Source organism: Streptomyces sp. OfavH-34-F, assembly GCF_022347745.1.
Classification (GTDB): Bacteria; Actinomycetota; Actinomycetes; order Streptomycetales; family Streptomycetaceae; genus Streptomyces.
On the sequence record NZ_JAKRGC010000061.1, the window covers coordinates 1 to 26,656 of the forward strand.

Sequence of the window (26,656 nt, forward strand, 5' to 3'; positions counted from 1 at the left end):
GGGAGGCCGCCGCCGCGTCCAGCAGCCACAGCGTGCGGCCCCGGCCGTAGGCACCGGCCGCCGGGGCCTGGATCTCACCGGCCCCGGACAGGGCGATGGCCACCGCCTCCGCCTTGTCCTCACCGGCGGCCAGCAGCCACACCTCGCGCGCCGACCGGATCGCGGGCAGCGTCAGCGAGACGCGGACCGGTGGCGGTTTGGGCGCGCCGTGCACCCCGACGACGGTGCGCTCGGTCTCCCGTACCGCGGGCAGCTCCGGGAAGAGCGAGGCGACGTGCGTGTCCGGGCCGACGCCCAGCATCAGCACGTCGAACTCCGGCACGGGGCCGTGGTCCTGGGGCGCGGCGGCCGCGGCCAGCTCCGCCGCGTACCCGGCGGCCGCGGCGTCGGCGTCCGGACCGTACGGGCCGTCCGACGCCGGCATCACGTGCACCCGTGAGGGGTCCAGGGGCACGGCGTCCAGCAGGGCCTCGCGGGCCTGCGTGACATTGCGCTCCGGGTCGCCCTCCGGCAGGAACCGCTCGTCGCCCCACCACAGGTCCAGCCGCGACCAGTCGATCGCGTCCCGGGCGGGCGCGGCGGCGAGCGCGGCCAGCAGGCCGTTGCCGTTGCGCCCGCCGGTGAGCACCACCGAGGCGGTGCCCCGCGCGGCCTGGGCGTCGACGATCCGGGTGATCAGCCGGGCCGCCGCGGCCTGCGCCATCAGCTCCTTGTCGCGGTGCACGACGAGCTGCGGGACTCCGGTCACTTGGCGGCCGCCTTCTTCGCCGGAGCCGCCTTCTTCGCGGCCGCGGGGGCCTCGGACGCGGCCTTCTCGGGGGCCTTCGCCGGGGCGCCCGACCCCGTCTGCTCCAGCCGGTCCACGCCGAACTTCACCGTCGACTCGTAGATGTTGTCCGGGTCCAGGCGGCGCAGCTCCTCCGCGAGCAGCTCCGCCGTCTCACGGCGCTTGAGCGCCACCGCGCGGTCCGGCTGGCCCACCATGCAGAGCGTGGCCAGCGAGCCGTCGGCCCGGTCCAGGACGATGTCGCCGTTCTTCGTCTCCATCCGGACGGCCGTCAGACCGGGGCCGCCCGAGACGACGCGCCGCACCGGGACGCCCAGCCGGTCCGCGAGCCACATGGCCAGCAGCTCGCAGCTCGGGTTGTCCGACTCGCCCTCGACCGTGGCGGAGACGACCTCGGCCGGCTGCTGGTCGAGCGCCGCGGCCAGCATGGAGCGCCACGGTGTGATGCGCGTCCAGGCCAGGTCCGTGTCACCGGGCTGGTAGGACCGTGCGCGCACCCCCAGCTCCTCCAGCGGGTGCTCCGCCGAGTAGGTGTCGGTGATCCGGCGCTGGGCCAGCGCGCCGAGCGCGTCCTTCGCCGGGTCGGCCGGGGAGTCCTGCGGCCACCACACCACCACCGGGGCGTCCGGCAGCAGCAGCGGCAGGACGACGGACTGGGCGTGGTTGGCCAGCTCGCCGTGGAGCCGCAGCACCACGGTCTCGCCGGAGCCGGAGTCGGAACCGACCCGGATCTCGGCGTCCAGCCGGGCGTCGCGGCGGGTGCGCGGCGAACGGCTGAGCCGCTTGATGACGGCGATGATCCGCGAGGGGTGCTCCCGCGAGGAGTCGCTCGCCGCCTTCAGCGCGTCGTACGCGTTCTCCTCGTCGGTGACGACGACGAGGGTGAGCACCATCCCGATCGCCGGGGCACCGACCGCGCGCCGGGCCGAGATGAGCGCCTGGTTGATCTTGCTGGACGTGGTTTCCGTGAGATCGATCTTCATGGCCGGCGCCAGCTCCGTCCGTCGCGTGCGAGCATCTCGTCCGCCTCGGCCGGACCCCAGGTGCCGGCCGGGTACTGGGCGGGCTTGCCGTGCTTGTCCCAGTACTCCTCGATCGGGTCGAGGATGTTCCAGGAGAGCTCGACCTCCTGGTGGCGCGGGAACAGGTTGGCGTCGCCGAGCAGGACGTCCAGGATGAGCCGCTCGTACGCCTCCGGGCTGGACTCCGTGAAGGACTCGCCGTACGCGAAGTCCATCGTGACGTCCCGGACCTCCATCGAGGTGCCCGGCACCTTGGAGCCGAACCGCACGGTGACGCCCTCGTCCGGCTGCACCCGGATGACCAGGGCGTTGCCGCCCAGCTCCTCGGTGGCGCCGGACTCGAACGGCAGGTACGGGGCGCGCTTGAAGACGACCGCGATCTCCGTGACCCGGCGGCCCAGCCGTTTGCCGGTGCGCAGGTAGAACGGGACGCCCGCCCAGCGGCGGTTGTTGATCGTCAGCTTGATCGCGGCGAAGGTGTCGGTCTTCGACTTGGGGTCGATCCCGTCCTCCTCCAGATAGCCGACGGCCTCCTCGCCGCCCTGCCAGGCGTGCGTGTACTGGCCGCGCACGGTGTGCTTGCCCAGGTCCTCGGGCAGCTCCACGGCCGTGAGCACCTTGAGCTTCTCGGCGACCAGGGCCTTGGGGTGGAAGGAACCGGGCTCCTCCATCGCGGTGAGCGCGAGGAGCTGGAGCAGGTGGTTCTGGATGACGTCGCGGGCGGCGCCGATGCCGTCGTAGTAGCCGGCCCGGCCGCCGATCCCGATGTCCTCGGCCATCGTGATCTGCACGTGGTCGACGTAGCTGCGGTTCCAGATGGGCTCGAACATGGTGTTGGCGAACCGCAGCGCCAGGATGTTCTGGACGGTCTCCTTGCCGAGGTAGTGGTCGATCCGGAAGACCTCGTTCGGCGGGAAGACGTCGTGCACGATCTGGTTGAGCTCCTGCGCGCTCTTCAGGTCGTGCCCGAACGGCTTCTCGATGACCGCGCGGCGCCAGCTGCCCTCCTTCTGGTCGGCCAGCCCGTGCTTCTTGAGCTGCTGGACGACCTTGGGGAAGAACTTGGGCGGCACGGAGAGGTAGAAGGCGAAGTTGCCGCCCGTCCCCTGCGCCTTGTCCAGCTCCTCGATCGTGGCGCGCAGCGTCTCGAACGCCACGTCGTCGTCGAAGTTGCCCTGGACGAAGCGCATGCCCTGGCTGAGCTGCTGCCAGACCTCCTCGCGGAAGGGCGTACGGGCATGCTCCTTGACGGCGTCGTGCACGACCTGGGCGAAGTCCTCGTCCTCCCAGTCGCGGCGCGCGAAGCCGATGAGCGAGAAGCCCGGCGGCAGCAGGCCGCGGTTGGCCAGGTCGTAGACGGCGGGCATCAGCTTTTTACGGGACAAATCGCCCGTGACGCCAAAGATGACCAGGCCCGACGGCCCCGCGATGCGCGGGAGCCGTCGGTCCTGGGCGTCACGGAGCGGGTTGGCTCCGGGAACACCAGACAAAGTGGTCAGCCCTCCGAGGGGGCGAGGCGCTTGAGCTCCGCCTCGGTCGAGTTCAGCAGGTCGTTCCAGGCCGCCTCGAACTTCTCGACGCCCTCGTCCTCGAGGAGCTGGACGACGTCGTCGTAGTCGACGCCGAGCTTCTTGATGGCGTCCAGGTCGGCACGGGCCTGGTCGTACGAACCGGCGACGGTGTTGCCGGTGATCTCGCCGTGGTCGGCCACCGCGTCCAGAGTCGCCTCCGGCATGGTGTTGACCGTGTTCGGCGCGACGAGGTCGACGACGTACAGGGTGTCCTTGAGGGCCGGGTCCTTCACGCCGGTCGAGGCCCACAGCGGGCGCTGCTTGTTGGCGTGCGCCTTGTCCAGCGCGGCCCAGCGCTCACCCGCGAACACCTCCTCGTACGCCTCGTAGGCGAGACGCGCGTTGGCCAGGGCGGACTTGCCCTTCGCGGCCTTCGCCTCGTCGGAGCCGACGGCGTCCAGGCGCTTGTCGATCTCGGTGTCCACGCGGGACACGAAGAACGACGCCACCGAGTGGATCTTGGAGAGGTCCAGGCCCGCGGCCTTCGCCTTCTCCAGACCCGCCAGGTAGGCGTCCATGACCGCGCGGTAGCGCTCCAGCGAGAAGATCAGCGTCACGTTCACGCTGATGCCCCGGCCGATCGTCTCGGTGATGGCCGGCAGGCCCGCCTTGGTGGCCGGGATCTTGATGAGCGTGTTCGGCCGGTCCACCAGCCAGGCCAGCTGCTTGGCCTCGGCGACCGTGGCCGCCGTGTTGTGCGCCAGGCGCGGGTCGACCTCGATGGAGACCCGGCCGTCCTGGCCCTCCGTCGCGTCGAAGACCGGACGCAGGATGTCGGCCGCGTCGCGGACGTCCGCGGTGGTGATCATGCGGATCGCCTCCTCGACCGTCACTCCGCGGGCGGCGAGGTCGGCGAGCTGCTGGTCGTAGCCGTCGCCCTGCGAGATGGCCTTCTGGAAGATCGACGGGTTCGTCGTGACACCCACGACGTGGCTCTGGTCGATCAGCTCCGCGAGGTTGCCCGACGTGATCCGCTTGCGCGAGAGGTCGTCGAGCCAGATCGCCACGCCCTCGTCGGAGAGGCGCTTGAGTGCGTCTGTCATGAGAGTTGCATCTCCTACTAGTCGTATAAAGGCGTCAGCGCTGGGCGGCGGCGAGGGATTCCCGGGCGACCGCGGCGACGTTCTCACCGGTGAAGCCGAACTCGCGGAACAGGACCTTGGCGTCCGCCGAGGCGCCGAAGTGCTCCAGCGAGACGATCCGGCCGGCGTCCCCGACGTAGCGGTACCAGGTCAGACCGATGCCCGCCTCGACGGCCACGCGGGCGCGGACCGACGGCGGCAGGACGCTGTCCTTGTAACCCTGGTCCTGCTCCTCGAACCACTCGACACACGGCATCGACACCACACGGGTGGGAATTCCGGCCGCCTGGAGCTCCTCGCGCGCCTCCACGGCGAGCTGGACCTCGGAGCCCGTGCCGATCAGCACGACCTGCGGCTCGGCGCTCGCGCCGTCGGCCGTCTCGGCGTCGAACAGCACGTAGCCGCCCTTGGCCGCGTTCTCGTTCGCCTCGTACGTCGGCACGCCCTGACGGGTCAGCGCCAGACCGTGCGGGGTGCCCTCGCCGAACACCTTGGTGTAGCGGCGCAGGATCTCGCGCCAGGCGATCGCCGTCTCGTTGGCGTCGGCCGGGCGCACGATGTTCAGGCCCGGGATGGCGCGCAGCGAGGCCAGGTGCTCCACGGGCTGGTGGGTGGGGCCGTCCTCGCCGAGGCCGATCGAGTCGTGGGTCCACACGTAGGTGACCGGCAGGTGCATCAGCGCGGACAGCCGCACGGCGTTGCGCATGTAGTCGGAGAACACCAGGAAGGTGCCGCCGTAGATCCGCGTGTTGCCGTGCAGCGCGATGCCGTTCATGGCGGCGGCCATGGCGTGCTCGCGGATGCCGAAGTGGATCGTGCGCCCGTACGGGTCGGCCTCCGGCAGGGGGTTGCCCGCCGGCAGGAACGACGACGTCTTGTCGATCGTGGTGTTGTTCGAACCGGCCAGGTCGGCGGAGCCGCCCCACAGCTCGGGGACGATGCCGCCGAGCGCCTGGAGCACCTTGCCGGACGCGGCACGGGTGGCGACCGCCTTGCCCGTCTCGAAGACCGGCAGGCTGTCCTCCCAGCCCTTGGGCAGCTCGCCCGCGGCGATGCGGTCGAACTCGGCGGCACGCTCCGGGTTGGCGGCGCGCCAGGCGTCGAAGCCCTTCTGCCACTCGGCCTTGGCCTCGCGGCCGCGGTCCAGGGCACGGCGGGTGTGGGCGATGACCTCGTCGGAGACCTCGAAGGTCTTCTCCGGGTCGAAGCCGAGCACCTTCTTGGTCGCGGCGACCTCGTCGTCGCCGAGGGCCGAGCCGTGGGACGCCTCGGTGTTCTGGGCGTGCGGGGCGGGCCAGGCGATGATCGAGCGGGCCGCGATGAACGACGGACGCTCCGTCTCCGCCTTGGCGGCCATCAGCGCCTCGTACAGGCCCTTCGGGTCCAGGTCGCCGTTGGGCAGCTGGTCGACGCGCTGGACGTGCCAGCCGTACGCCTCGTAGCGCTTGACGGTGTCCTCGGAGACCGCGGTCTCCGTGTCGCCCTCGATGGAGATGTGGTTGTCGTCCCACAGCAGGACCAGGTTGCCCAGCTTCTGGTGCCCGGCCAGCGAGGACGCCTCGGCGGAGATGCCCTCCTGGAGGCAGCCGTCACCGGCGACGACCCACACCATGTGGTCGAACGGGGAGGTGCCGGGGGCCGCCTCCGGGTCGAACAGTCCGCGCTCGTAGCGGGCGGCCATGGCCATGCCGACCGCGTTGGCGACGCCCTGGCCCAGCGGGCCGGTCGTCGTCTCCACACCGGTGGTGTGGCCGTACTCCGGGTGCCCCGGAGTCTTGGAACCCCAGGTGCGGAACGCCTTGAGGTCGTCCAGCTCCAGGCCGTAGCCGGCCAGGTAGAGCTGGATGTAGAGGGTCAGGCTGCTGTGCCCGGCCGAGAGCACGAACCGGTCGCGGCCGGTCCACTCCGCGTCGGCGGGGTCGTGCCGCATCACCTTCTGGAAGATGGTGTACGCGGCGGGAGCCAGGCTCATGGCCGTACCCGGGTGCCCGTTTCCGACTTTCTGTACGGCGTCCGCCGCCAGGACGCGGACGGTGTCCACGGCCCGCTGGTCCCATTCGGTCCACTGGAGGTCTGTGGTGGTCGGCTTGGTGCTCACCCTGAGTCAGGGCTCCTCTCCAACTGTTGTGGGCCGGTGACTGTGACCGCACCGGATGTGGTCGAGCCTACCCCCGCCGGTACCCGTGATTTCCGGCTCCTACCAGGGTGCGGGCACCCCGCGGAATCCGCCTCCCGTATGAGCGGAAGGGCTCACCGATGGGCTTCTCCGATGAGCGCGACGAGGCACTTCCGGGCGCTCCGACGAGCGCCCCCGAGCCCGGTTGCGGGCACCCCCGCGAACGCGCCGCGCCACCCCTGCCACATCCGTGCGTCACTCGTACGCACGAGCCGTCGCGAGGCCGGTGCGCGAGCCGTTGCGGGGCCGGGCCGCGGCGGCCGTCCGCGCCACATCAACACGACCCCACCCCCGCGAAGGGCGGCCTGTCCCCAACGTCTACAGTGGTCGGGTTCGCGCAAGTCTTTACCGGGCCCTCACGGCCCGGAGCTTGCTGGGATTTCTCTGTCAGGGGTGTGCGTGACGGCCGTCGAGTCCCGACCCGCAGGGGTCGCCTTGACTCCGAGTCCGGGGGGCCAACGCCCGCTCGGAGCCCGTGTCAAGGCATTCGTGGCGCTGACCAAGCCTCGGATCATCGAGCTGTTGCTGATCACCACCGTGCCGGTGATGTTCCTCGCCGCCCAGGGTGTGCCCGATCTGTGGCTCGTGCTCGCCACCACCATCGGCGGCTACCTGTCCGCCGGCGGTGCCAACGCGCTGAACATGTACATCGACCGGGACATCGACGCGCTGATGGACCGCACGTCGCAGCGCCCGCTGGTCACCGGCATGGTGAGCCCGCGCGAGTGCCTGGTCTTCGGCATCACCCTCGGGGTGGTCTCGACGGTCTGGTTCGGGTTGCTCGTCAACTGGCTGTCGGCGGCCCTGTCGCTGGGCGCGCTGCTCTTCTACGTCGTGATCTACACGATGCTGCTGAAGCGCCGCACCGCGCAGAACATCGTCTGGGGCGGCATCGCGGGCTGCATGCCGGTCCTCATCGGCTGGTCGGCCGTGACCAACGAGATGTCCTGGGCCGCGGTCATCCTCTTCGCCGTCATCTTCTTCTGGACGCCGCCGCACTACTGGCCGCTCTCCATGAAGGTCAAGGACGACTACGCGCGCGTCGGCGTCCCGATGCTGCCGGTCATCGCGTCCAACCGGGTGGTCGCGCGCCAGATCGTCGCGTACAGCTGGGTGATGGTCGCCGTCTCGCTGCTGCTCACCCCGCTGGGCTACACCGGCTGGTTCTACACCGCCGTGGCGCTGCTCAGCGGCGGCTTCTGGCTCTGGGAGGCGCACGCGCTGCACGGCAGGGCCAAGGCCGGGGTGACGGGCGCCAAGCTCAAGGAGATGCGGCTGTTCCACTGGTCGATCACCTACGTGTCGCTGCTGTTCGTCGCGGTCGCGGTGGACCCCTTCCTGCGGTAGCACCCCCTGTTCCGTCCGACGGGCGGGGAGCGTGGCGGAGGCCACGCTCCCCGCCCGTCGCCAGTTGATCTACCCATCGGTAGCATCCTGTGCATGGCAGAGACGGCTGAGACCCAGCAGGTGGACGGCAAGCAGGCGGCGCGCGCGGAGCGCAGGGCGGCCCGGCTGGCCAAGCAGATCGGCGCCTTCGCGAAGGCCCACGGCGGCGCCGAGGGCCAGGTCGCCTACCTCGGGCAGAAGGGCGCCCGCATCGTCCTGGTGGGCGAGGACGGCGGCTGGGGCGATCTGGTCGCCCCCTCGTACGCGGTCGCAGAGAGCGCGGCCCGCAAGTCCGGGATCACACTGCACGAGTCCTTCGACGGCGAGTTCGCGGCGAAGGTCCACACCGGCCCGTACGAGTGGACCCGGATGGCCGGCATCCAGGTCGGCGGCCCGTCCAACAAGGGCTGAGCCCGTACACGCGTAGGGACGGAGGGCCCGGGGCAACCGCCCCGGGCCCTCCGTCCCTGCGTGTACGCGGCGTCAGCCGGCCGCGGCGGGCTCCGGACGCTCGTCCGCCGGTTCCGGCACCCGTACCGCGGTCACCGGCCGCTCCCGCAGCGACAGCAGTACGCGGACGACCCCGATCCACACCAGGCACGAGCCGAGCATGTGCACCCCGACCAGGATCTCCGGCACGTCGGTGAAGTACTGCACATAGCCCACGACCCCCTGCGCCATCACGATGAGGAACAGGTCACGGGTCCGGCGGCGCGGTCCCACCGGCGCGTCCACCGCCTTCAGGACGAACCAGAGCGCCACGGTCAGGGCCACCACGACCCACGCCAGGTCGGCGTGCAGCTGGGCGACCATCTTCCAGTCGACCGGGATGCGGGGCACGTCGCTGGAGTCGCCCGCGTGCCGCCCGGCGCCCGTGACCACCGTGCCCACGGCGATCAGCAGCCCCGCCGCCACGGCCAGCAGCCAGGCCAGCTGGGCGACCGCCTTGCCGACCAGCGGGCGCGGCGCCTCGTCGCCCTCGCGGACCCGCTGCCAGGTCACCAGCGCCACCGTGAGCAGCGCGGTGGTCAGCAGGAAGTGCGCGGCCACGGTGTACGGGTTGAGGCCGACGAGGACCACGATGCCGCCGAGGATCGCGTTGCCCATCACGACCCAGAACTGGAGCCAGCCGAGCCGGGTGAGGCTGCGGCGCCAGGGCTTCGCGGAGCGGGCCGCGATGATCGCCCAGGCCACCGCCGCGCACAGCACGTAGGTGAGCATGCGGTTGCCGAACTCGATGACGCCGTGCAGGCCCATCTCGTGCGTCGAGGTCAGGCTCTCGTCGGTGCACTTGGGCCAGGTCGGGCAGCCGAGGCCGGAGCCGGTCAGCCGGACGGCACCGCCGGTCACGACGAGCACGACGGACATCACGACCGCCGACATGGCCGCACGGCTCACCGTTTGCGGCCGGGGCGTCCAGCGCTCGGCGATGTACGGCAGCGGGTTGCGCAGGGCTTGAGCGACTTCGGCTCGGGTCAGCTTGGGCACGCGCACCATCGTAGGACGCCGCTTGTGCAAGCTTTCACGAGGGGGCGCCATGCCGGTCAGAGGGGGACGATCGACGCGAAACGGCGACGGAGCGCGGTCGGGGGCTCACTCCCAGCGGAAGAACCGGGCCGCCGCGCCGAGTCCGAGCACCGCCCAGACCGCGAGGACGCCCAGGTCGCCCCAGGGCATCGCGGCACCGTGCTGGAGGACGTCGCGCAGCCCGTCCGAGAGGGCGGCGATCGGCAGCAGCCCGAGCACCGACTGCACCGCCTCCGGGAACTTCTCCAGCGGCACGATCACCCCGCCGCCCACCAGGAGCAGCAGGAAGACCAGGTTGGCGGCGGCGAGGGTGGCCTCCGCCCGCAGCGTCCCGGCCATCAGCAGCCCGAGTCCCGAGAAGGCGGCCGTGCCCAGCACCAGGAGCAGCAGCACGGCGAACGGGTTGCCGTGCGGCGACCAGCCCAGCGCGAAGGCGATCACCGTGAGCAGCACCACCTGGAGGACCTCGGTGACGAGCACCGCCAGGGTCTTCGCGGTCATCAGCGACCAGCGGGGCAGCGGCGAGGCGCCGAGCCGCTTGAGCACCCCGTAGCGGCGCTCGAAGCCGGTGGCGATGGCCTGCCCGGTGAAGGCCGTGGACATCACGGCCAGGGCCAGCACGCCGGGCGTCAGGAAGTCGACCGGCTCGCCCGCCCCGGTGTCCACGATGTCCACCGCGCTGAAGAGCACCAGCAGCAGGGTCGGGATGACCACGGTCAGCAGCAGCTGCTCGCCGTTGCGCAGCAGCATCCGCGTCTCCAGCGCGGTCTGCGCGGCGATCATGCGGCGCAGCGGGGCCGCGCCCGGCCGGGGGGTGTACGTACCGGCGCTCATGCGCGCAGCTCCTTGCCGGTCAGTTCGAGGAAGACGTCCTCCAGGGTCTGGCGCTCCACGGCGATGCCGGAGGGCATCACGCCGTGCTGCGCGCACCAGGAGGTGACGGTGGCGAGCAGCTGCGGGTCGACGGCGCCGGTGACGCGGTAGGTGCCTGCGGACGGCTCGGCGACCTCGGTGCCGTCCGGCAGGGCCTTGAGCAGCGAGCCGATGTCGAGCCCGGGGCGGCCGGTGAAGCGCAGCGTGTTCTCGGCGCCGCCCCGGCACAGGGCCTCGGGGCTGCCGTGGGCGACGATCCGGCCGGCGTCGATGACGGCGACCTCGTCGGCGAGTTCCTCCGCCTCGTCCATGAAGTGGGTGGTGAGCACGGTGGTCACCCCGTCGGCGCGCAGTTCCCGGACGAGGTCCCAGGTGGAGCGGCGGGCCTGCGGGTCGAGCCCGGCGGTCGGCTCGTCCAGGAAGACCAGTTCGGGCCGGCCGACGACGGCCATGGCCAGGGCGAGGCGCTGCTGCTGGCCGCCGGAGAGCCTGCGGTAGGCGGTGCGGCCGCAGGAGCCGAGGCCGAGGCGCTCGATCAGGGCGTCCACGTCGAGCGGGTGGGCGTGCAGCTTCGCCATGTGCCGGAGCATCTCGTCGGCGCGGGCGCCGGAGTAGATCCCGCCGGACTGGAGCATCACGCCGATCCGGGGGCGCAGCCGCGCGGCGTCGGCGACGGGGTCGAGGCCCAGCACCCGGACCGTCCCGCCGTCGGGGCGGCGGTAGCCCTCGCAGGTCTCGACGGTGGTGGTCTTGCCGGCGCCGTTGGGGCCGAGCACGGCGGTGACCGTGCCGGCCGGGATCTCCAGGTCGAGGCCGTCCACCGCGGTCTTGTCGCCGTACCGCTTCACCAGGCCGCTGATCCGGACGGCCGGGCCGGAGAAGGGCCCCGAGGGGGGTGGGGCGGGCTCGCTGCTCATGGCGAATGAGTCTAGGCAGCCCGCGCCCGCGCCCCGGCCGCGGGGCTTGATTAGGTAACCCTAAGTGATGGAAAGCACCGTTGATCGTTTCGGACCGTGGTTGTCAGGGCCGGAGGAATTACGCAACAATGGCGTTGTGAAATACGTGGACGAGGCTCCTCAGGAGGAACTCGCCACCGGTGAGCGCTCGACGCGCAACCGGGTGGCGCGCTCCATCCTGGACCACGGCCCCTCCACGGTCGCGGAGCTGGCGAAGCGCCTGGGCCTCACCCAGGCGGCGGTCCGCCGCCATCTCGACGCCCTCGCCTGCGACGGCGTCGTCGAGGCCCGCGAGAAGCGGGTGTACGGGGCGCGGACGCGCGGCCGCCCGGCCAAGGTGTTCGCCCTCACCGACTGCGGCCGGGACGCCTTCGACCAGTCCTACGACGCGCTCGCCGCGGACGCCCTGCGCTGGATCGCCGAGACCGCGGGCGACGAGGCCGTCATGGCGTTCGCCCGGGCCCGGACCGCCGCGCAGTCGGCGGCCTACCGGGAGGCGATCGAGGCCGCGGACCCCGAGGCGCGCACGGAGGCGTTGGCCAAGGCGCTGTCCGCCGACGGGTACGCTGCTACGGCGCGAAGCGCGCCGGGCCCGCAGCAGGGCGAGCAGCTGTGCCAGCACCACTGCCCGGTCGCCCACGTCGCCGAGCAGTACCCGCAGCTGTGCGAGGCGGAGACGGAGATCTTCTCCAGCCTCCTGGGAACCCATGTGCAGCGTCTGGCCACCATCGCCCACGGCGACGGGGTGTGCACGACGTACATTCCGCGCAGCGGACACCCCACCCCACAGACCACCGATTCAGCATCTGCAAGCACGGCCGGGAGGAACCCCGCATGACGCTCCCTACGGAGACTGCCCACCCTGAGCTCGAGGGCCTGGGCACGTACGAATTCGGCTGGGCCGACTCCGACGAGGCAGGCGCGGCGGCCAAGCGCGGCCTCTCCGAGGCAGTCGTCCGCGACATCTCGGAGAAGAAGAACGAGCCCGAGTGGATGCTGAAGCTGCGGCTCAAGGGCCTGCGCCTCTTCGACAAGAAGCCGATGCCCAACTGGGGCTCGGACCTGTCGGGCATCGACTTCGACAACATCAAGTACTTCGTGCGGTCCACGGAGAAGCAGGCGGCCTCCTGGGACGACCTGCCCGAGGACATCAAGAACACCTACGACAAGCTCGGCATCCCGGAGGCGGAGAAGCAGCGCCTGGTCGCCGGTGTCGCCGCGCAGTACGAGTCCGAGGTCGTCTACCACCAGATCCGCGAGGACCTGGAGGAGCAGGGCGTCATCTTCGTCGACACCGACACCGCGCTGAAGGAGCACGAGGAACTCTTCAAGGAGTACTTCGGCACCGTCATCCCGGTCGGCGACAACAAGTTCGCCTCGCTGAACACGGCCGTGTGGTCCGGCGGCTCGTTCATCTACGTGCCCAAGGGCGTCCACGTGGACATCCCGCTCCAGGCCTACTTCCGCATCAACACGGAGAACATGGGCCAGTTCGAGCGGACGCTGATCATCGTCGACGAGGACGCCTACGTCCACTACGTCGAGGGCTGCACGGCGCCCATCTACTCCTCCGACTCGCTGCACTCCGCGGTCGTCGAGATCATCGTGAAGAAGGGCGGCCGCTGCCGCTACACGACGATCCAGAACTGGTCGAACAACGTCTACAACCTGGTGACCAAGCGCGCCGTGGCCTACGAGGGCGCGACCATGGAGTGGGTCGACGGCAACATCGGCTCCAAGGTCACCATGAAGTACCCGGCCGTCTACCTGATGGGCGAGCACGCCAAGGGCGAGACCCTGTCCATCGCCTTCGCGGGCGAGGGCCAGCACCAGGACGCCGGCGCCAAGATGGTCCACATGGCCCCGAACACCTCGTCCAACATCGTCTCCAAGTCGGTGGCGCGGGGCGGCGGCCGCACCTCGTACCGCGGCCTGATCGAGATCGGCGAGGGCGCGCCGGGCGCGAAGTCCAACGTCCTGTGCGACGCGCTGCTGGTGGACACGATCTCCCGCTCCGACACGTACCCGTACGTGGACGTCCGTGAGGACGACGTGTCGATGGGCCACGAGGCGACCGTCTCCAAGGTCTCCGAGGACCAGCTGTTCTACCTGATGAGCCGCGGCATGACGGAGTTCGAGGCCATGGCGATGATCGTGCGCGGCTTCGTCGAGCCGATCGCCAAGGAGCTCCCGATGGAGTACGCCCTGGAGCTCAACCGGCTGATCGAGCTGCAGATGGAGGGCTCGGTCGGCTAGCACCGCCCAGTGCCGCCGAGGCCGGCCCGCGAGGGCCGGCCCCGAACCCCCTGACACCTGTCCGACCGAGAAAGCGAGCACTACGACAGCCATGGCTGAGGCTCAGAACATCCCCGCGGGGTCCACCACCGCCGGTTCCATCGCGGTGGCCGCGGAGTCGACCGTCGCGACGCGCATGAGCGCGCCCCCGTCCTACGACGTAGCGGACTTCCCCGTCCCGCACGGCCGCGAGGAGGAGTGGCGGTTCACCCCGCTGGAGCGGCTGCGCGGGCTGCACGACGGCACCGCCGCCGCCACCGGCAGCGGTGTCAAGGTCGCGATCGAGGCCCCCGCGGGCGTCACGGTCGAGACCGTCGGCCGCGACGACGCCCGGCTGGGCAGGGCCGGCAAGCCGGTGGACCGGGTGGCCGCCCAGGCGTACTCGTCCTTCGAGCAGGCCCATGTCGTCACGGTCCCCAAGGAGGCCGTGCTCACCGAGCCGATCCGGATCGCCGTGCACGGCGAGGGCGGCGTCGCCTACGGCCACCAGGTCGTGGAGCTGGGCGCCTTCGCCGAGGCCGTCGTCGTCATCGACCACACCGGCGACGCGGTGCTCGCCGCCAACGTCGACTACGTCCTGGGCGACGGCGCCAAGCTGACCGTCGTCTCCGTGCAGGACTGGGACGAGCGCGCCGTCCACGTCGCCCAGCACAACGCGCTGGTCGGCCGGGACGCCACGTTCAAGTCGGTCGTCGTCACCTTCGGCGGCGACGTCGTCCGGCTGCACCCCCGGATCGCGTACGCGGGCACCGGCGGCGAGGCCGAGCTGTTCGGCCTGTACTTCACCGACGAGGGCCAGCACCAGGAGCACCGCCTCCTCGTCGACCACAACACCCCGCACTGCAAGTCCAACGTGGCCTACAAGGGCGCGCTCCAGGGCGACGACGCGCACGCGGTGTGGATCGGCGACGTGCTCATCCAGGCCGCGGCCGAGGGCACCGACACCTACGAGATGAACCGCAACCTGGTCCTCACGGACGGCGCGCGCGTCGACTCGGTGCCCAACCTGGAGATCGAGACCGGCGAGATCGTCGGCGCCGGCCACGCCTCCGCGACCGGCCGCTTCGACGACGAGCAGCTGTTCTACCTCCAGTCGCGCGGCATCCCCGCCGAGGAGGCCCGCCGCCTCGTCGTGCGCGGCTTCTTCGCCGAACTGGTCCAGCAGATCGGGCTGCCGGACGTCGAGGCCCGGCTCCTCGACAAGATCGAGGCCGAACTGGAGGCAGCGGTCTGATGGCCTTCGTCAGAGCGTGTGCGCTGAGCGAGCTGGAGGACGACACCCCCAAGCGGGTGGAACTCGACGGCACGCCGGTCTCCGTCGTCCGCACCGAGGGCGAGGTGTTCGCGATCAACGACATCTGCTCGCACGCGAACGTCTCGCTGTCCGAGGGCGAGGTCGAGGACTGCATGATCGAGTGCTGGCTGCACGGATCGAGCTTCGACCTGCGCACCGGCAAGCCGTCCGGCCTTCCCGCGACGCGCCCCGTCCCCGTATACCCCGTCAAGATCGAAGGGGACGATGTGCTCGTCTCCGTCACCCAGGAGTCCTGAGTCACCCATGGCAACGCTTGAAATCCGCGACCTGCACGTCACCGTCGAGGCCGACAACGCCACGAAGGAGATCCTCAAGGGCGTCGACCTGACCGTGAAGCAGGGCGAGACCCACGCCATCATGGGCCCCAACGGGTCCGGCAAGTCCACCCTCGCCTACTCGCTGGCCGGTCACCCCAAGTACACCGTCACCAGCGGCACGGTGACCCTGGACGGCGAGGACGTCCTGGAGATGTCCGTGGACGAGCGGGCCCGCGCCGGCCTGTTCCTCGCCATGCAGTACCCGGTCGAGATCCCCGGCGTCTCGGTCTCCAACTTCCTGCGCACCTCCGCCACCGCCGTCCGCGGCGAGGCGCCCAAGCTGCGCACCTGGGTGAAGGAGGTCAAGGAGGCGATGGGCCAGCTGCAGATGGACCCGGCCTTCGCCGAGCGCAACGTCAACGAGGGCTTCTCCGGCGGTGAGAAGAAGCGCCACGAGATCCTCCAGCTGGAGCTCCTCAAGCCGAAGGTCGCCATCCTCGACGAGACCGACTCCGGCCTGGACGTCGACGCCCTGCGCATCGTCTCCGAGGGCGTCAACCGGGTCCGCGGGACCGGCGAGGTCGGCACCCTGCTGATCACCCACTACACCCGGATCCTCCGGTACATCAAGCCCGACTTCGTGCACGTGTTCGCCAACGGACGGATCGCCGAGTCCGGTGGCGCCGAGCTGGCCGACAAGCTGGAGAACGAGGGCTACGAGGCGTACGTGAAGGGTGGCGCAGCCGCGTGACATATCTGCCGGGCCTCCTCGACACCGAGGCGATCCGCAAGGACTTCCCCCTGCTGGACCGCACGGTCCACGACGGGAAGAAGATCGTCTACCTGGACAGTGCCGCGACCTCCCAGAAGCCGCGCCAGGTTCTCGACGCCCTCAACCAGTACTACGAACAGCACAACGCCAATGTGCACCGGGGCGTGTACACGATCGCGGAGGAGGCCACGGCGCTGTACGAGGGCGCCCGTGACAAGGTCGCCGCCTTCATCAACGCGCCCAGCCGCGATGAGGTGATCTTCACCAAGAACGCCTCGGAGTCGCTGAACCTCGTGGCCAACATGCTCGGCTGGGCCGACGAGCCCTACCGGGTGGACCACGAGACCGAGATCGTCACCACGGAGATGGAGCACCACTCCAACATCGTGCCCTGGCAGCTGCTCTCGCAGCGCACGGGCGCGAAGCTGAAGTGGTTCGGCATCACCGACGACGGCCGGCTCGACCTGTCGAACATCGACGAGGTCATCACCGAGAAGACGAAGATCGTCACCTTCACGCTGGTGTCGAACATCATGGGCACCCACAACCCGGTCGAGAAGATCGTCCGGCGTGCCCAGGAGGTCGGTGCCCTCGTCTGCGTGGACGCCTCCCAGGCGGCCCCGCACATGGTGGTGGACGTCCAGGCGCTCCAGGCCGACTTCGTGGCCTTCACCGGCCACAAGATGGTCGGCCCGACCGGCATCGGCGTGCTCTGGGGACGGCAGGAACTCCTGGAGGACCTGCCGCCGTTCCTGGGCGGCGGCGAGATGATCGAGACCGTCTCGATGCACTCGTCCACCTACGCCCCCGCGCCGCACAAGTTCGAGGCCGGTACGCCCCCGATCGCCCAGGCCGTCGGCCTCGGCGCGGCCGTGGACTACCTCTCGGCGATCGGCATGGAGAACATCCACCGCCATGAGCAGGTCATCACCGAGTACGCGGTGAAGCGCCTGCTGGAGGTGCCGGACCTGCGGATCATCGGCCCCGCCACCGCGGAGGACCGGGGCGCGACGATCTCCTTCACCCTCGGCGACATCCACCCCCACGACGTGGGCCAGGTGCTGGACGAACAGGGCATCGCGGTCCGGGTCGGCCACCACTGCGCCCGCCCGGTCTGCCTGCGGTACGGAATTCCTGCGACGACGCGAGCGTCGTTCTATCTGTACTCCACGCCCGCCGAGGTGGACGCCCTGGTGGACGGCCTGGAACACGTCCGGAACTTTTTCGCCTAGACGCGGCTGGGGATTGAACTCGTGAAGCTGGATTCCATGTACCAGGAAGTGATCCTGGACCACTACAAGCACCCCCACGGGCGCGGCCTGCGGGACGGCGACGCCGAGGTGCACCACGTCAATCCGACGTGCGGTGACGAGATCACTCTGCGGGTACGGTACGACGGCGAGACCATCGCCGACGTGAGCTACGAGGGCCAGGGCTGCTCCATCAGCCAGGCCAGCGCCTCCGTGCTGAACGAGCTGCTGGTCGGCAAGGAGCTGTCCGAGGCGCGGAAGGTCCAGGAGGCGTTCCTGGAGCTGATGCAGTCGAAGGGACAGCTGGAGCCCGACGACGCGATGGAGGAGGTGCTGGAGGACGCGGTCGCGTTCGCCGGCGTCTCCAAGTACCCGGCGCGGGTCAAGTGCGCGCTGCTGAGCTGGATGGCGTGGAAGGACGCGACGGCGCAGGCGCTGTCCGAAGGGAAGACCGCATGAGCGACAACGAGACCGTGACGACCAAGCCGGCCTCCGAGGAGGAGGTCCGCGAAGCGCTGTACGACGTGGTCGACCCGGAGCTGGGGATCGATGTCGTCAACCTGGGGCTGATCTACGGCATCCACATCGACGACGCCAACATCGCCACCCTCGACATGACCCTGACGTCCGCGGCCTGTCCGCTGACCGACGTCATCGAGGACCAGGCGAAGTCCGCGACGGACGGCATCGTCAACGAACTGCGGATCAACTGGGTCTGGATGCCCCCGTGGGGCCCGGACAAGATCACGGACGACGGCCGCGAACAGCTGCGCGCGCTGGGCTTCAACGTCTGAGCGTCCGCGTACCCGCCCGAAACGGCCCCCGGCACGAGCTGCCGGGGGCCGTTCGGCGTTTCCGCGCCCACCGACCCGGCGCGCCCGCCGCTACGCGGTGAACTGGGGCGGTACGGCGGCCGCCTGGGCGAGTACCGGGGCCAGGTTCTCGGTGCGGATGCGCCGGTCCACGTACAGCAGGCCGGACACCAGCGGCGGGAAGACCGCGACGATCAGCTGGCTCACCAGCTGGCCGATCGCCGCGAGCACCACGTAGCCGCCCAGCACGGCGAGGATCGAGGCCGGGTTCGGGTTCTCGTCGAGGCCGGCCGTGCCCAGCGAGCTGGTGAACATGCCCAGGAAGTTGAACGGCAGCTGGATGAGGTAGCTCGCCACGGCGGCCAGCACGCCCGCCAGCAGCGTCATGCCGCAGACGCGCCACCAGTCCCCGCGCGTCAGCGTGGCCGAACGGCGGAGCGCGGCCACTGGGCCCTGGTTCTCGAAGACGGCCGCCGAGGGGGCGAGCGAGAACTTCACCCAGAGCCAGAGGGTCAGCGGGACGAGGGCGAGGAAGCAGACCGCGCCGATGACGATCAGCGTCACCCACGCCCCGTCGCCGTCCGTGGCGACCGCGCTGAAGATGCCGGCCATGAGCGCGGCCATGGCGAGGACCGACGGCGCCATGGCGATCAGCCCCGTCAGCAGGATCGCGCCCAGCACCGCGGGCATCCGGGCCCACGCGCGCCGCCAGATCGCCGAGAACGTCGTCGGCCGGCCCAGCACCGCCTCCTGGAGGACCGCGGGCACCGCCGCGTAGACCACGGCCGAGGCGATCACCACCGACAGGAACCCGAGCAGCGCCACCACGCCGAACGCGACGAACACCGGGACCAGGTCCCGGGAGGAGGGGTCCTCGTACTCGGTCAGCTCGAACAGCCGGTCCAGATGGTCCGAGACGGCCGAGTACGCCACGGCCGCCGCCGCGAGCACCAAGACCAGCGCCCCGCCGTAGAGCGCCGCCCCCACCGCGAAGAGCTGCTTGCCGTAGCGCCCCAGAGTCGCGAACGCGCCGTTGAATATGTCCCCGAGCCGCAACGGCCCCAGGGGTATCACCCCCGGCTTGGGCGCCATCCAGCCACCGCCCCAGCCACCCCACCCGGACGGGTCCTGAGGTCCCCCGTACGGCGCGCCTCCGTAGGCCCCGCCGCCCCACCCTGCGTCCTGCGTCACTGCCGCTCCGTCGGTTCGTCCGCCATGTACTGGACGAACCACGGTATCGCCCCCGGATTCCGGCGATCGAGGCCGTGCGCGGACAGCCGTTGCGTACACTTGTACACATGGGATACGGACTGCTCGCCGCGGCCATCGCGGCGGAGGTGGCGGGGACCACCGCCATGAAGTACAGCGAGGGGTTCACCCGCCTGTGGCCCTCGCTGATCACCGTCGCCGGCTATCTGCTCGCCTTCTCCCTGCTGGCCCGGACCCTGAAGACGCTCTCCGTGGGCACGGCCTACGCGATCTGGGCGGGCGCCGGCACCGCCGCCGTGGCCGTCATCGGCATGGTCTTCCTGGGCGAGACCGCCAGTGCGGCCAAACTGGCCGGTGTCCTGCTGGTCATCGCCGGTGTCGTCGTACTCAACCTGGGCGGGGCGCACTGATGGCACGGCGGTACGACCCCGAGCGGCGCTCCCGGATCATCGACGCGGCGATCCGGGTGGTCGGCGAGCGGGGCATCGCCGGGCTGAGCCACCGCTCCGTCGCCGCCGAGGCCGATGTGCCGCTCGGCTCGACGACGTACCACTTCGCCTCGCTGGACGAACTGCTGGTCGCCGCCCTGCGCCGGACCAACGAGAACTTCGCCGCCGTCCTGCGCGCGAGCACCGCCCTCGCGGACCCGGCCGCCGACCTCGCGGCCGAACTCGCCCGGCTGCTCGGGCAGTTCTTCGCCGCCGGGCGCGGCCGGGCGGAGCTGGAGTACGAGCTGTACCTCGCCGCCCTGCGCCGCCCCGCCCTGCGCCCGGTCGCCGCCGAGTGGACCGACGCCACCGCCGCCCTGCTCCAGCCGCGCACCGGCCCGCGGACCGCGCGCGCCCTGGTCGCCCTGATGGACGGCATCTGCCTCCAGGTGCTGCTGACCGGCGGTGAGTACGACGAGGCGTACGCCCGCGAGATGCTGGGCCGGGTCGCGGACCGGGGGGCGGCGCGGACGGGTGGCGCCCCGCCCGGACGGTGAGACCGGTTCGCCCGGGCGGGGGCGGTCCGGTTAGGTTTCTGACCATGACCGACACGACTTCCACCACCGGCGCCGTCGCCGCCGGCCTCGCCACCGTCGCCGGCGACGGCACCGTCCTCGACACCTGGTTCCCCGCGCCCGAGCTGACCGCCGAGCCGGGCCCCGCCGGAACCGAGCGGCTCGACCCCGACCGGGCCGTCAACCTGCTCGGCGAGGGCGCCGCCAAGGCCATCGGCGTGGACGCCCGCCGCGGGGTCGAGGTCGTCGCCGTCCGCACGGTCATCGCCTCGCTCGACGACAAGCCGCTCGACGCCCACGACGTCTACCTGCGCCTGCACCTGCTCTCGCACCGCCTGGTCCGGCCGCACGGCCAGAACCTGGACGGCATCTTCGGCCACCTCGCCAATGTCGCCTGGACCTCGCTCGGCCCGGTCGCCGTGGACGACCTGGAGAAGGTCCGGCTCAACGCCCGCGCCGACGGACTGCACCTCCAGGTGACCTCCGTCGACAAGTTCCCCCGGATGACGGACTACGTGGCCCCCAAGGGCGTGCGCATCGCGGACGCCGACCGGGTCCGCCTCGGCGCGCACCTCGCCTCCGGCACCACCGTCATGCACGAGGGCTTCGTCAACTTCAACGCCGGCACGCTCGGCACCTCCATGGTCGAGGGCCGCATCTCGGCCGGCGTCGTCATCGGCGACGGCTCGGACATCGGCGGCGGCGCCTCCACCATGGGCATGCTCTCCGGCGGCGGCAAGGAGCGCATCGTCATCGGCGAGCGCTGCCTGGTCGGCGCGGAGGCCGGGGTCGGCATCGCGCTCGGCGACGAGTGCGTCGTGGAGGCCGGTCTGTACGTCACCGCCGGCACCCGGGTCACCATGCCGGACGGCCAGGTGGTCAAGGCCCGCGACCTCTCCGGCGCCTCGAACATCCTTTTCCGCCGCAACTCGGTCACCGGCACCGTCGAGGCCCGCCCGAACAACGCGGTCTGGGACGGCCTCAACGACGTCCTGCACAGCAACGACTAAGCAGCGGCCAGCAGTTCCCGGTACGCCGCACGCAGCCCGTCGGACGCCTCGCGCCCGGCGGGCTGCAGCGGTTCGCGCACCGGACCCGCCGCCAGCAGCGCCTTCGCGGTCACCGTGCCCGGCAGCCCGGACTCCATCATCAGCGCGGTCAGCGCCGCCAGCCGCCCGTTCAGCCGGGCCGCCTCCGCGGTGTCCCCGGCGTCGAAGGCGTCCAGCACGGCCCGCAGCCGGTCCGGCACCACATTGGCGACCGTGCTGACGTAGCCCGCCCCGCCCAGCGCGTACAGCGGCAGGTTCAGCTCCTCGCAGCCCGAGTAGTGGGCGAGCCCGCCCGCCGCGATCACCCGCGTCGCCGCGAGCAGGTCCCGCGAACAGTCCTTCACCGCCACCACGCGCGGGTGCTCCGCCAGCCGCAGCAGCGTCTCCGGCTCGATCCGGGTGCCGGTGCGGCCGGGGATGTCGTACAGCATCAGCGGCAGCCCCGCCGCGTCGGCGACCTGGCGGAAATGCGCCTCGACGGCCGCCTGCGGGGGCCGGCTGTAGTACGGCGTCACCACCAGGAGCCCGTCGGCGCCCGCCCGTTCGGCCTGGCGCGCCAGCTCCAGGGTGTGCCGGGTGTCCGCGGTGCCGACGCCCGCCACCAGCGGCACGTCCGGCCCGACCGCCTCCCGCACCGCGCGCAGCAGCTCCGCCTTCTCCGCGTCGGAGGTGGTCGGGGACTCGCCGGTCGTGCCGCTGAGCACCAGCCCGTCGCAGCCGCCCGCGACCAGCTGGGCGGCGTGCGCGGCCGCCGCCTCCCTGTCGAGGGCGCCGTCGGCGGTGAACGGCGTGATCATGGCGCAGAGGGCGCGGCCGAAGGGGCGCGGGCGCGAGGGTGCGGAAGGCGTCATACCGGCAGTCTCGACCCGCCCACCGTGAAGGTCCACTTAGATTTGCTCCCGCTGACGGTGTAGCAGTGCTCAAGAGTGGGTGGGTGTCCGCACGGCCCGGCCGAAGCGCCGGGGGCCTTGCCCGCATTCCGGTCGGCGCGCGGCGAAATGCGTCTAGGCTTAGGTCCCGGATGTCCCGCCCGCCGTGCCGCCGGCGCCGGGCGGGCAGGTCCGGTTCCCGGGCCTGGGCCCGGCGTCACACGTCCCGAGCCGCCCGGCGGCCCCCCTTCCGTACGTTCCGAGGAGACCCCCTGATGTCCGCAGAGCGCCCGACCCTGCCGCCGGTCCGGCTGCACACCGAGGCCGAGCTGGCACGGGACGCGCTTGCCGCGCCGCTGCTCGCCCGCGCCGCCCGGCTCGCCCGCTGGGCCGGACCGGACACCAGGGTCGGGGCCGGCGGTGAACTGGCCGAGGCCCAGCTGCCGGCCGCCGCCGCCCACCTGGGCCTCACCCCGGACGAGGACGGCGCGGCGGAGGCCAGCGAGGCGTGGCGGCTCGCCGTCGACACCGGCCTCGTCGACATCGAGGACCCGGCCACCGAGACCGGTGACCCGGACGACGGCTACGCCGAGGACGACGAGGAGACCGGCGGCGAGGACGCCCTGGGCACCGTCACGGCCGGCGAGAACCTCGCGCTGCTGACCGGCGGTTCGCCCGCGGACGTGCTGGCGATCTGGCTGGACGGGCTGGAGGCCGCGTACGCCGACGCCACCGCGCCCGTCTTCGACGACTTCGCGGACCTCGTCGGCGAGGACGGCTCGATCGACTTCGACGCGCTCGACTGGGACGCGGAGGCCGAGACGGAGTTCCTGGACGGCGTCCTCGGCAACCTCTACCTGCTCACCGTGGGCGAGGGGGCGGACGGCGCGCCCGTGCCGCTGCCCGCGCTCGCCGCGTCGATGATCGTCCCCGACGACATGGGCGAGCCCACCGACGACGTCCTGGAGCAGGTCTCGGACGCGATGATGCGCCTGGACGACCAGTTCCGGGTGCTCGAACCCATCGGCATCGTGGAGTACCACCCGGTGGACGAGGCGCTCCTCGTGGAGGAGGGCGACGAGACCGCGCCCCCCGCCGACGAGGAGGACGTCACCCGCTACGGCATGGTCCGGCTGACCCCGCTCGGCCTCTACGGCATCCGCGCCCGGATGCTGGAGGCCGGAGTGGACGCCCCGGCCGTCGGCGACCTGGCGGACAAGGGCGCCGACGTGCTCCTCGGCGGCATCGCCCACTACCCGGAGGCCGCCGCCCGCGCCGAGATCCAGGGGTGGCTCGACCGCCGGGGGACGGAGGGCGCCGCCGCCGAACTGCTGGACGCCGCCCGGGGCGCCGACCCGCTGGCCCCGCTGCGCCGGCTCCACTGCCAGCAGGCGCTCGCCCTGGTCGGCGCCGAGGCCGAACCCGCCGTGCGCGACGTCCTGGGCGACCCGGAGCTGGGCGGCCTCGCCCGCGTGTGGCTCGCCGAGCGGGGCGCGGAGGACGTACCGGCCCCCTCCGAGGCGATGATCTTCTGGCTCGCCGTCGACACGATCGCCGCCCAGCTGGAGGCCGACGGCGACCTCGACGAACTCCAGGCCCTGGTCGAGGGCCTGTCCGGGCAGCACAGCGGCTTCTTCGAGGAGGCCTGGCGCGTGGACCACCCCGCGACCGCGGACGTCCTGGAGGCGATGGGGCGGCTGCACAGCGACAAGAAGCAGGCCAAGGACGCCCGCAAGGCCGCCTTCAAGGCCAGGTCCCGCGCGGGTGTCACCGACTGACCAGGCGTGATGCGCGGGGGCGACGGGCGGGCGGCCCGGGTGCGGGCCGCCTGCCCGGCTTCGATGTTCACCGGAAGGTGCGCCCCGAAGTCGTCGCGGGTTCAACTGATGTTGGGGAACGGACGGAACGGTGAGCCCGTCAACAGCACACCCCCGCAGCACCAGGAGTACGTGATGGCCTTCACGCGCAGGGAATTCACCACACAGTCCGCCCTCACCGGCGCCGGTATCGCCCTCACCGGAACCGTCGCCGCGCTGGCCACCGCCCCCGGTGCCCTCGCCGCCCAAGACCCCAAGCACGGAAACGGCCACGGCCACGGTCACGACGGCCACGGCCACGGACACGGGCACGGGCACGGCCACGACCGCGAACCGGGTTACGGACCGCTGCTCCCCGACCCCAAGGGCATACTCGCGCTGCCCGCCGGATTCTCGTACCGGGTCATCACCCACTGCGGCGTCACCAAGCTGGAGAGCGGCGAGTACACGCCCTCGAACCACGACGGCACGGCCGCCTTCGAGGGCCCGCGCGGGGTGACGCTGCTGGTCAACAACCACGAGCTGAAGGGCACGCGGGCCGGCTGGGAGCACCCGGTGCCCCTCACCGAGGGCCTCGTCTACGACCCGGTCGCGGCGGGCGGCTGCACGGTCGTCGAGACGCGCCGCGACGGCCGCACCGCCGAGTGGGTCGGCATCGCCGGCACCTCCACCAACTGCGCGGGCGGCGCCACCCCGTGGGGCACCTGGCTCACCTGCGAGGAGACCGAGGACAAGGCCGGCAAGAACGGCCTGCTCAAGGACCACGGCTACGTCTTCGAGGTGGACCCGTACGACAAGCGCGCCAACCGCTCGCCGCGCCCGATCAAGGCGTTCGGCCGGTACGCGCACGAGGCGGTCGTCATCGACCCCAAGCAGGGCCACGCCTACCTGACCGAGGACGCCTCCGGTCCCAACGGCCTGCTCTACCGCTGGGTTCCGCCGCACGGCTTCCGGCACGGCCGCGGCAAGCTGCGCACCCTCGCCGACGACGCCGGGGTCCTCCAGGCGTTCAAGTGCTTCGACCGGCACGGCAAGTTCGTCGACGACCTCGCGCGCGCCACGAAGACCGGCACGGTGTACGGCGTGGACTGGGTGGACGTGCCGGACCGGGACGCCCGGTCCGTCTCGGTGCGCAAGCAGTTCGCGGACGGTGCCGTCACCCGCGCCCGCAAGCTGGAGGGCATGTGGTGGGCGGACGGCGGCGCGTACGTCGTCTCCTCCTTCGCCCGCGACGAGAGCCCCGAGCAGCACGACGGCCAGGTCTGGTTCTACGACCCGAAGCGCCGCACGCTGACCCTGAAGGTGCTCCTCGGCGTCAACCCCGACCCGTCGAAGGACGGCGCGTTCGACGGCCCGGACAACATCACCGTCTCGCCGTACGGCGGCCTGGTCATCGCCGAGGACGGCGACGGCGTCCAGCACCTCTTCGGGGCGACCGAGAGCGGCCGCACCTACCCGATCGCGCGCAACGACCTGAACATCGGCAGCGAGGAGGAACCGGAGTACAGCGAGTTCACCGGCGTCACCTTCTCGCCCGACGGCCGGACGCTCTTCGCCAACATCCAGACGCCCGGAATCATGGTCGCGATCACCGGTCCGTGGAAGCGCCAGCCCAAGCGTTGACGGCAGGGCATGGCGCCGGGAGCCCGCGAGGCGCATACTCGAAGCAATGAAACAGTCAGCCGGCTCCCGCCGCCACCTGCCGTCCAGTCCCTTCAACCGCCCGGCCCAGGCGGCCCCACCGGTCGAGTCATTCGCCCTGGGCGACCGGGTATCGCACGACCAGTTCGGCCTCGGCCGTGTCCTCGCCGTCGAAGGCGACAACGACGCGGTGATCATCGACTTCGCGGGCCGTCAGGGGAGGATCCTGAGCCCGTACTCCAAGCTGACCAAGCTCTGAGGCGCTTCGCGCGAGGGCCGCCCGCCACACCGCGGGCGGCCCTCACGTATGCCTGGAGGGCGCGTATGCCTAGAGGGCCTGGGCGGCGGGCTTGACCATGCCGCGCACGGTCCGCGACTTCACGAAGTCACCCATGGCGGTCATCTCCCACTCGCCCGAGAACTGCCGGATCAGCTTGGCCATCATCACGCCCGTCTGCGGTTCGGCCCCGGTCAGGTCGAAGCGGACCAGCTCCTCGTCGGTGGCCGCGTCCACCAGCCGGCAGTAGGCCTTGGCCACCTCGGTGAACTTCTGCCCGGTGAACGAGTTGACCGTGAAGACCAGGCCCGTCGCCTCCGCCGGGATCTGGCCCAGATCCACGACGATCACCTCGTCGTCGCCCTCGCCCTCACCGGTGAGGTTGTCCCCGGAGTGCTTGATCGCGCCGTTGAGGATGGAGAGCTTGCCGAAGTAGCAGCTGTCCAGGTGGTTGCGCTGCGGGCCGTACGCGATGACCGACGCGTCCAGGTCGATGTCCTTGCCCCGGTAGGCGGGCTCCCAGCCCAGGCCCATCTTGACCCGCGACAGCAGCGGCCGGCCGGCCTTGACCAGCGAGACGGTCTCGTTCTTGCGCAGGCTGACCCGGCCCTTGTCCAGGTTGATCCGGCCCGGCGCGGGCGGGGCCGCGGGGGGAGCGGGGGGAGCCGCCGGGGGGGCCGGGGGAGCGGCCGGCGGGGGCGGGGCGAGGC

General features: G+C 71.5%; 27 protein-coding genes. 16 read left to right on the top strand and 11 right to left on the bottom strand.

Annotated features, from left to right (window positions below; translation table 11 throughout):
• From pgl to tkt, 5 genes are all read right to left on the bottom strand, one after another.
• The coding region (gene pgl / locus MHW47_RS12505) for a 6-phosphogluconolactonase (RefSeq protein WP_239222961.1) at positions 1-703 on the bottom strand (703 nt) is incomplete at its 3' end.
• A gap of 41 nt (positions 704-744) precedes the next feature.
• Positions 745-1,770, bottom strand: coding sequence for a glucose-6-phosphate dehydrogenase assembly protein OpcA (gene opcA, locus MHW47_RS12510; RefSeq protein ID WP_239222928.1), 1,026 nt, complete (start codon positions 1,768-1,770; stop codon positions 745-747).
• The gene (gene zwf, locus MHW47_RS12515) at positions 1,767-3,299 is read right to left on the bottom strand and encodes a glucose-6-phosphate dehydrogenase (RefSeq protein WP_239222929.1); all 1,533 of its coding nucleotides are present in this window, start codon (positions 3,297-3,299) and stop codon (positions 1,767-1,769) included. The genes opcA and zwf overlap by 4 nt, the downstream gene beginning before the upstream one ends.
• 5 nt (positions 3,300-3,304) lie before the next feature.
• Positions 3,305-4,423 (bottom strand): transaldolase, encoded by a 1,119-nt coding sequence (tal, locus tag MHW47_RS12520; RefSeq protein ID WP_239222930.1) that lies wholly within the window; start codon positions 4,421-4,423, stop codon positions 3,305-3,307.
• A 34-nt stretch (positions 4,424-4,457) separates the two neighbouring features.
• The gene (gene tkt / locus MHW47_RS12525; RefSeq protein WP_239222931.1) at positions 4,458-6,560 is read right to left on the bottom strand and encodes a transketolase; all 2,103 of its coding nucleotides are present in this window, start codon (positions 6,558-6,560) and stop codon (positions 4,458-4,460) included.
• 477 nt (positions 6,561-7,037) lie between these two features.
• Here tkt and MHW47_RS12530 point away from each other — a divergent pair, with 477 nt between their 5' ends.
• Positions 7,038-7,985, top strand: a complete 948-nt coding sequence (locus MHW47_RS12530; RefSeq protein ID WP_239222933.1) for a heme o synthase — start codon at positions 7,038-7,040, stop codon at positions 7,983-7,985.
• Between the two features lie 93 nt (positions 7,986-8,078).
• Positions 8,079-8,435: a hypothetical protein gene (locus MHW47_RS12535; RefSeq protein ID WP_239222934.1), complete on the top strand. Its 357-nt coding sequence runs from the start codon at positions 8,079-8,081 to the stop codon at positions 8,433-8,435.
• Positions 8,436-8,507: 72 nt separating this feature from the next.
• Here MHW47_RS12535 and MHW47_RS12540 read toward each other — a convergent pair whose 3' ends face one another.
• The 3 genes from MHW47_RS12540 to MHW47_RS12550 form a co-directional block, all read right to left on the bottom strand.
• On the bottom strand, positions 8,508-9,521 hold the full coding sequence (locus tag MHW47_RS12540) for a heme A synthase (protein ID WP_239222935.1): 1,014 nt from the start codon (positions 9,519-9,521) through the stop codon (positions 8,508-8,510).
• A 96-nt stretch (positions 9,522-9,617) separates the two neighbouring features.
• Positions 9,618-10,385 (bottom strand): ABC transporter permease, encoded by a 768-nt coding sequence (locus tag MHW47_RS12545; RefSeq protein WP_239222937.1) that lies wholly within the window; start codon positions 10,383-10,385, stop codon positions 9,618-9,620.
• Entirely contained in the window at positions 10,382-11,341 is a 960-nt protein-coding gene (locus MHW47_RS12550; protein ID WP_239222938.1) for an ABC transporter ATP-binding protein, read from the bottom strand. The genes MHW47_RS12545 and MHW47_RS12550 overlap by 4 nt, the downstream gene beginning before the upstream one ends.
• A 136-nt stretch (positions 11,342-11,477) precedes the next feature.
• Here MHW47_RS12550 and MHW47_RS12555 point away from each other — a divergent pair, with 136 nt between their 5' ends.
• From MHW47_RS12555 to MHW47_RS12590, 8 genes are all read left to right on the top strand, one after another.
• Positions 11,478-12,218, top strand: a complete 741-nt coding sequence (locus MHW47_RS12555; RefSeq protein WP_239222939.1) for a metalloregulator ArsR/SmtB family transcription factor — start codon at positions 11,478-11,480, stop codon at positions 12,216-12,218.
• Complete coding sequence (gene sufB / locus MHW47_RS12560; protein ID WP_239222940.1) at positions 12,215-13,636, top strand: Fe-S cluster assembly protein SufB; 1,422 nt, start codon at positions 12,215-12,217, stop codon at positions 13,634-13,636. The genes MHW47_RS12555 and sufB overlap by 4 nt, the downstream gene beginning before the upstream one ends.
• 91 nt (positions 13,637-13,727) lie before the next feature.
• On the top strand, positions 13,728-14,909 hold the full coding sequence (gene sufD, locus MHW47_RS12565) for a Fe-S cluster assembly protein SufD (protein WP_239222941.1): 1,182 nt from the start codon (positions 13,728-13,730) through the stop codon (positions 14,907-14,909).
• Positions 14,909-15,226, top strand: coding sequence for a bifunctional 3-phenylpropionate/cinnamic acid dioxygenase ferredoxin subunit (locus MHW47_RS12570; RefSeq protein WP_239222943.1), 318 nt, complete (start codon positions 14,909-14,911; stop codon positions 15,224-15,226). The genes sufD and MHW47_RS12570 overlap by 1 nt, the downstream gene beginning before the upstream one ends.
• Before the next feature lie 7 nt (positions 15,227-15,233).
• Positions 15,234-15,998 carry a Fe-S cluster assembly ATPase SufC gene (gene sufC / locus MHW47_RS12575; RefSeq protein ID WP_239222945.1) on the top strand — a complete coding sequence of 255 codons (765 nt, stop codon included), beginning with the start codon at positions 15,234-15,236 and terminating at the stop codon, positions 15,996-15,998.
• Positions 15,995-17,251, top strand: a complete 1,257-nt coding sequence (locus tag MHW47_RS12580) for a cysteine desulfurase (protein ID WP_239222946.1) — start codon at positions 15,995-15,997, stop codon at positions 17,249-17,251. The genes sufC and MHW47_RS12580 overlap by 4 nt, the downstream gene beginning before the upstream one ends.
• A gap of 21 nt (positions 17,252-17,272) precedes the next feature.
• Positions 17,273-17,728, top strand: a complete 456-nt coding sequence (gene sufU / locus MHW47_RS12585) for a Fe-S cluster assembly sulfur transfer protein SufU (RefSeq protein WP_308381602.1) — start codon at positions 17,273-17,275, stop codon at positions 17,726-17,728.
• Positions 17,725-18,063, top strand: coding sequence for a metal-sulfur cluster assembly factor (locus MHW47_RS12590; RefSeq protein ID WP_018104628.1), 339 nt, complete (start codon positions 17,725-17,727; stop codon positions 18,061-18,063). Before sufU ends, MHW47_RS12590 begins: the two co-directional genes overlap by 4 nt.
• Before the next feature lie 90 nt (positions 18,064-18,153).
• On the opposite strand, the gene MHW47_RS12595 is transcribed toward MHW47_RS12590, so the two are convergent.
• The gene (locus tag MHW47_RS12595) at positions 18,154-19,173 is read right to left on the bottom strand and encodes a hypothetical protein (protein WP_239222949.1); all 1,020 of its coding nucleotides are present in this window, start codon (positions 19,171-19,173) and stop codon (positions 18,154-18,156) included.
• 206 nt (positions 19,174-19,379) lie between these two features.
• Here MHW47_RS12595 and MHW47_RS12600 point away from each other — a divergent pair, with 206 nt between their 5' ends.
• Genes MHW47_RS12600 through dapD form a run of 3 tightly spaced genes read left to right on the top strand, consistent with a single transcriptional unit; the run spans position 19,380 to position 21,303 of the window.
• The gene (locus MHW47_RS12600; RefSeq protein ID WP_239222950.1) at positions 19,380-19,700 is read left to right on the top strand and encodes a multidrug efflux SMR transporter; all 321 of its coding nucleotides are present in this window, start codon (positions 19,380-19,382) and stop codon (positions 19,698-19,700) included.
• Positions 19,700-20,275 (top strand): TetR/AcrR family transcriptional regulator, encoded by a 576-nt coding sequence (locus tag MHW47_RS12605; protein WP_239222951.1) that lies wholly within the window; start codon positions 19,700-19,702, stop codon positions 20,273-20,275. The genes MHW47_RS12600 and MHW47_RS12605 overlap by 1 nt, the downstream gene beginning before the upstream one ends.
• 44 nt (positions 20,276-20,319) lie before the next feature.
• A complete protein-coding gene (gene dapD / locus MHW47_RS12610; RefSeq protein ID WP_239222953.1) occupies positions 20,320-21,303 on the top strand; it encodes a 2,3,4,5-tetrahydropyridine-2,6-dicarboxylate N-succinyltransferase in 984 nt (327 codons plus the stop codon).
• Here the strand turns inward: dapD and dapA are convergent.
• Positions 21,300-22,193, bottom strand: a complete 894-nt coding sequence (gene dapA, locus MHW47_RS12615) for a 4-hydroxy-tetrahydrodipicolinate synthase (protein WP_239222954.1) — start codon at positions 22,191-22,193, stop codon at positions 21,300-21,302. The genes dapD and dapA overlap by 4 nt on opposite strands.
• A gap of 293 nt (positions 22,194-22,486) precedes the next feature.
• Between dapA and MHW47_RS12620 the strand changes: the two genes are divergently transcribed.
• The 3 genes from MHW47_RS12620 to MHW47_RS12630 all read left to right on the top strand — a co-directional run bounded on the left by MHW47_RS12620 (position 22,487) and on the right by MHW47_RS12630 (position 25,928).
• Entirely contained in the window at positions 22,487-23,989 is a 1,503-nt protein-coding gene (locus MHW47_RS12620) for a hypothetical protein (protein WP_239222956.1), read from the top strand.
• A gap of 174 nt (positions 23,990-24,163) precedes the next feature.
• Positions 24,164-25,651 (top strand): alkaline phosphatase PhoX, encoded by a 1,488-nt coding sequence (locus MHW47_RS12625; protein ID WP_239222958.1) that lies wholly within the window; start codon positions 24,164-24,166, stop codon positions 25,649-25,651.
• Positions 25,652-25,697: 46 nt separating this feature from the next.
• A complete protein-coding gene (locus MHW47_RS12630) occupies positions 25,698-25,928 on the top strand; it encodes a hypothetical protein (RefSeq protein WP_111333103.1) in 231 nt (76 codons plus the stop codon).
• A 69-nt stretch (positions 25,929-25,997) separates the two neighbouring features.
• On the opposite strand, the gene MHW47_RS12635 is transcribed toward MHW47_RS12630, so the two are convergent.
• A partial coding sequence (locus tag MHW47_RS12635; RefSeq protein ID WP_239222960.1) for a TerD family protein occupies positions 25,998-26,656 on the bottom strand: 659 nt, incomplete at its 5' end.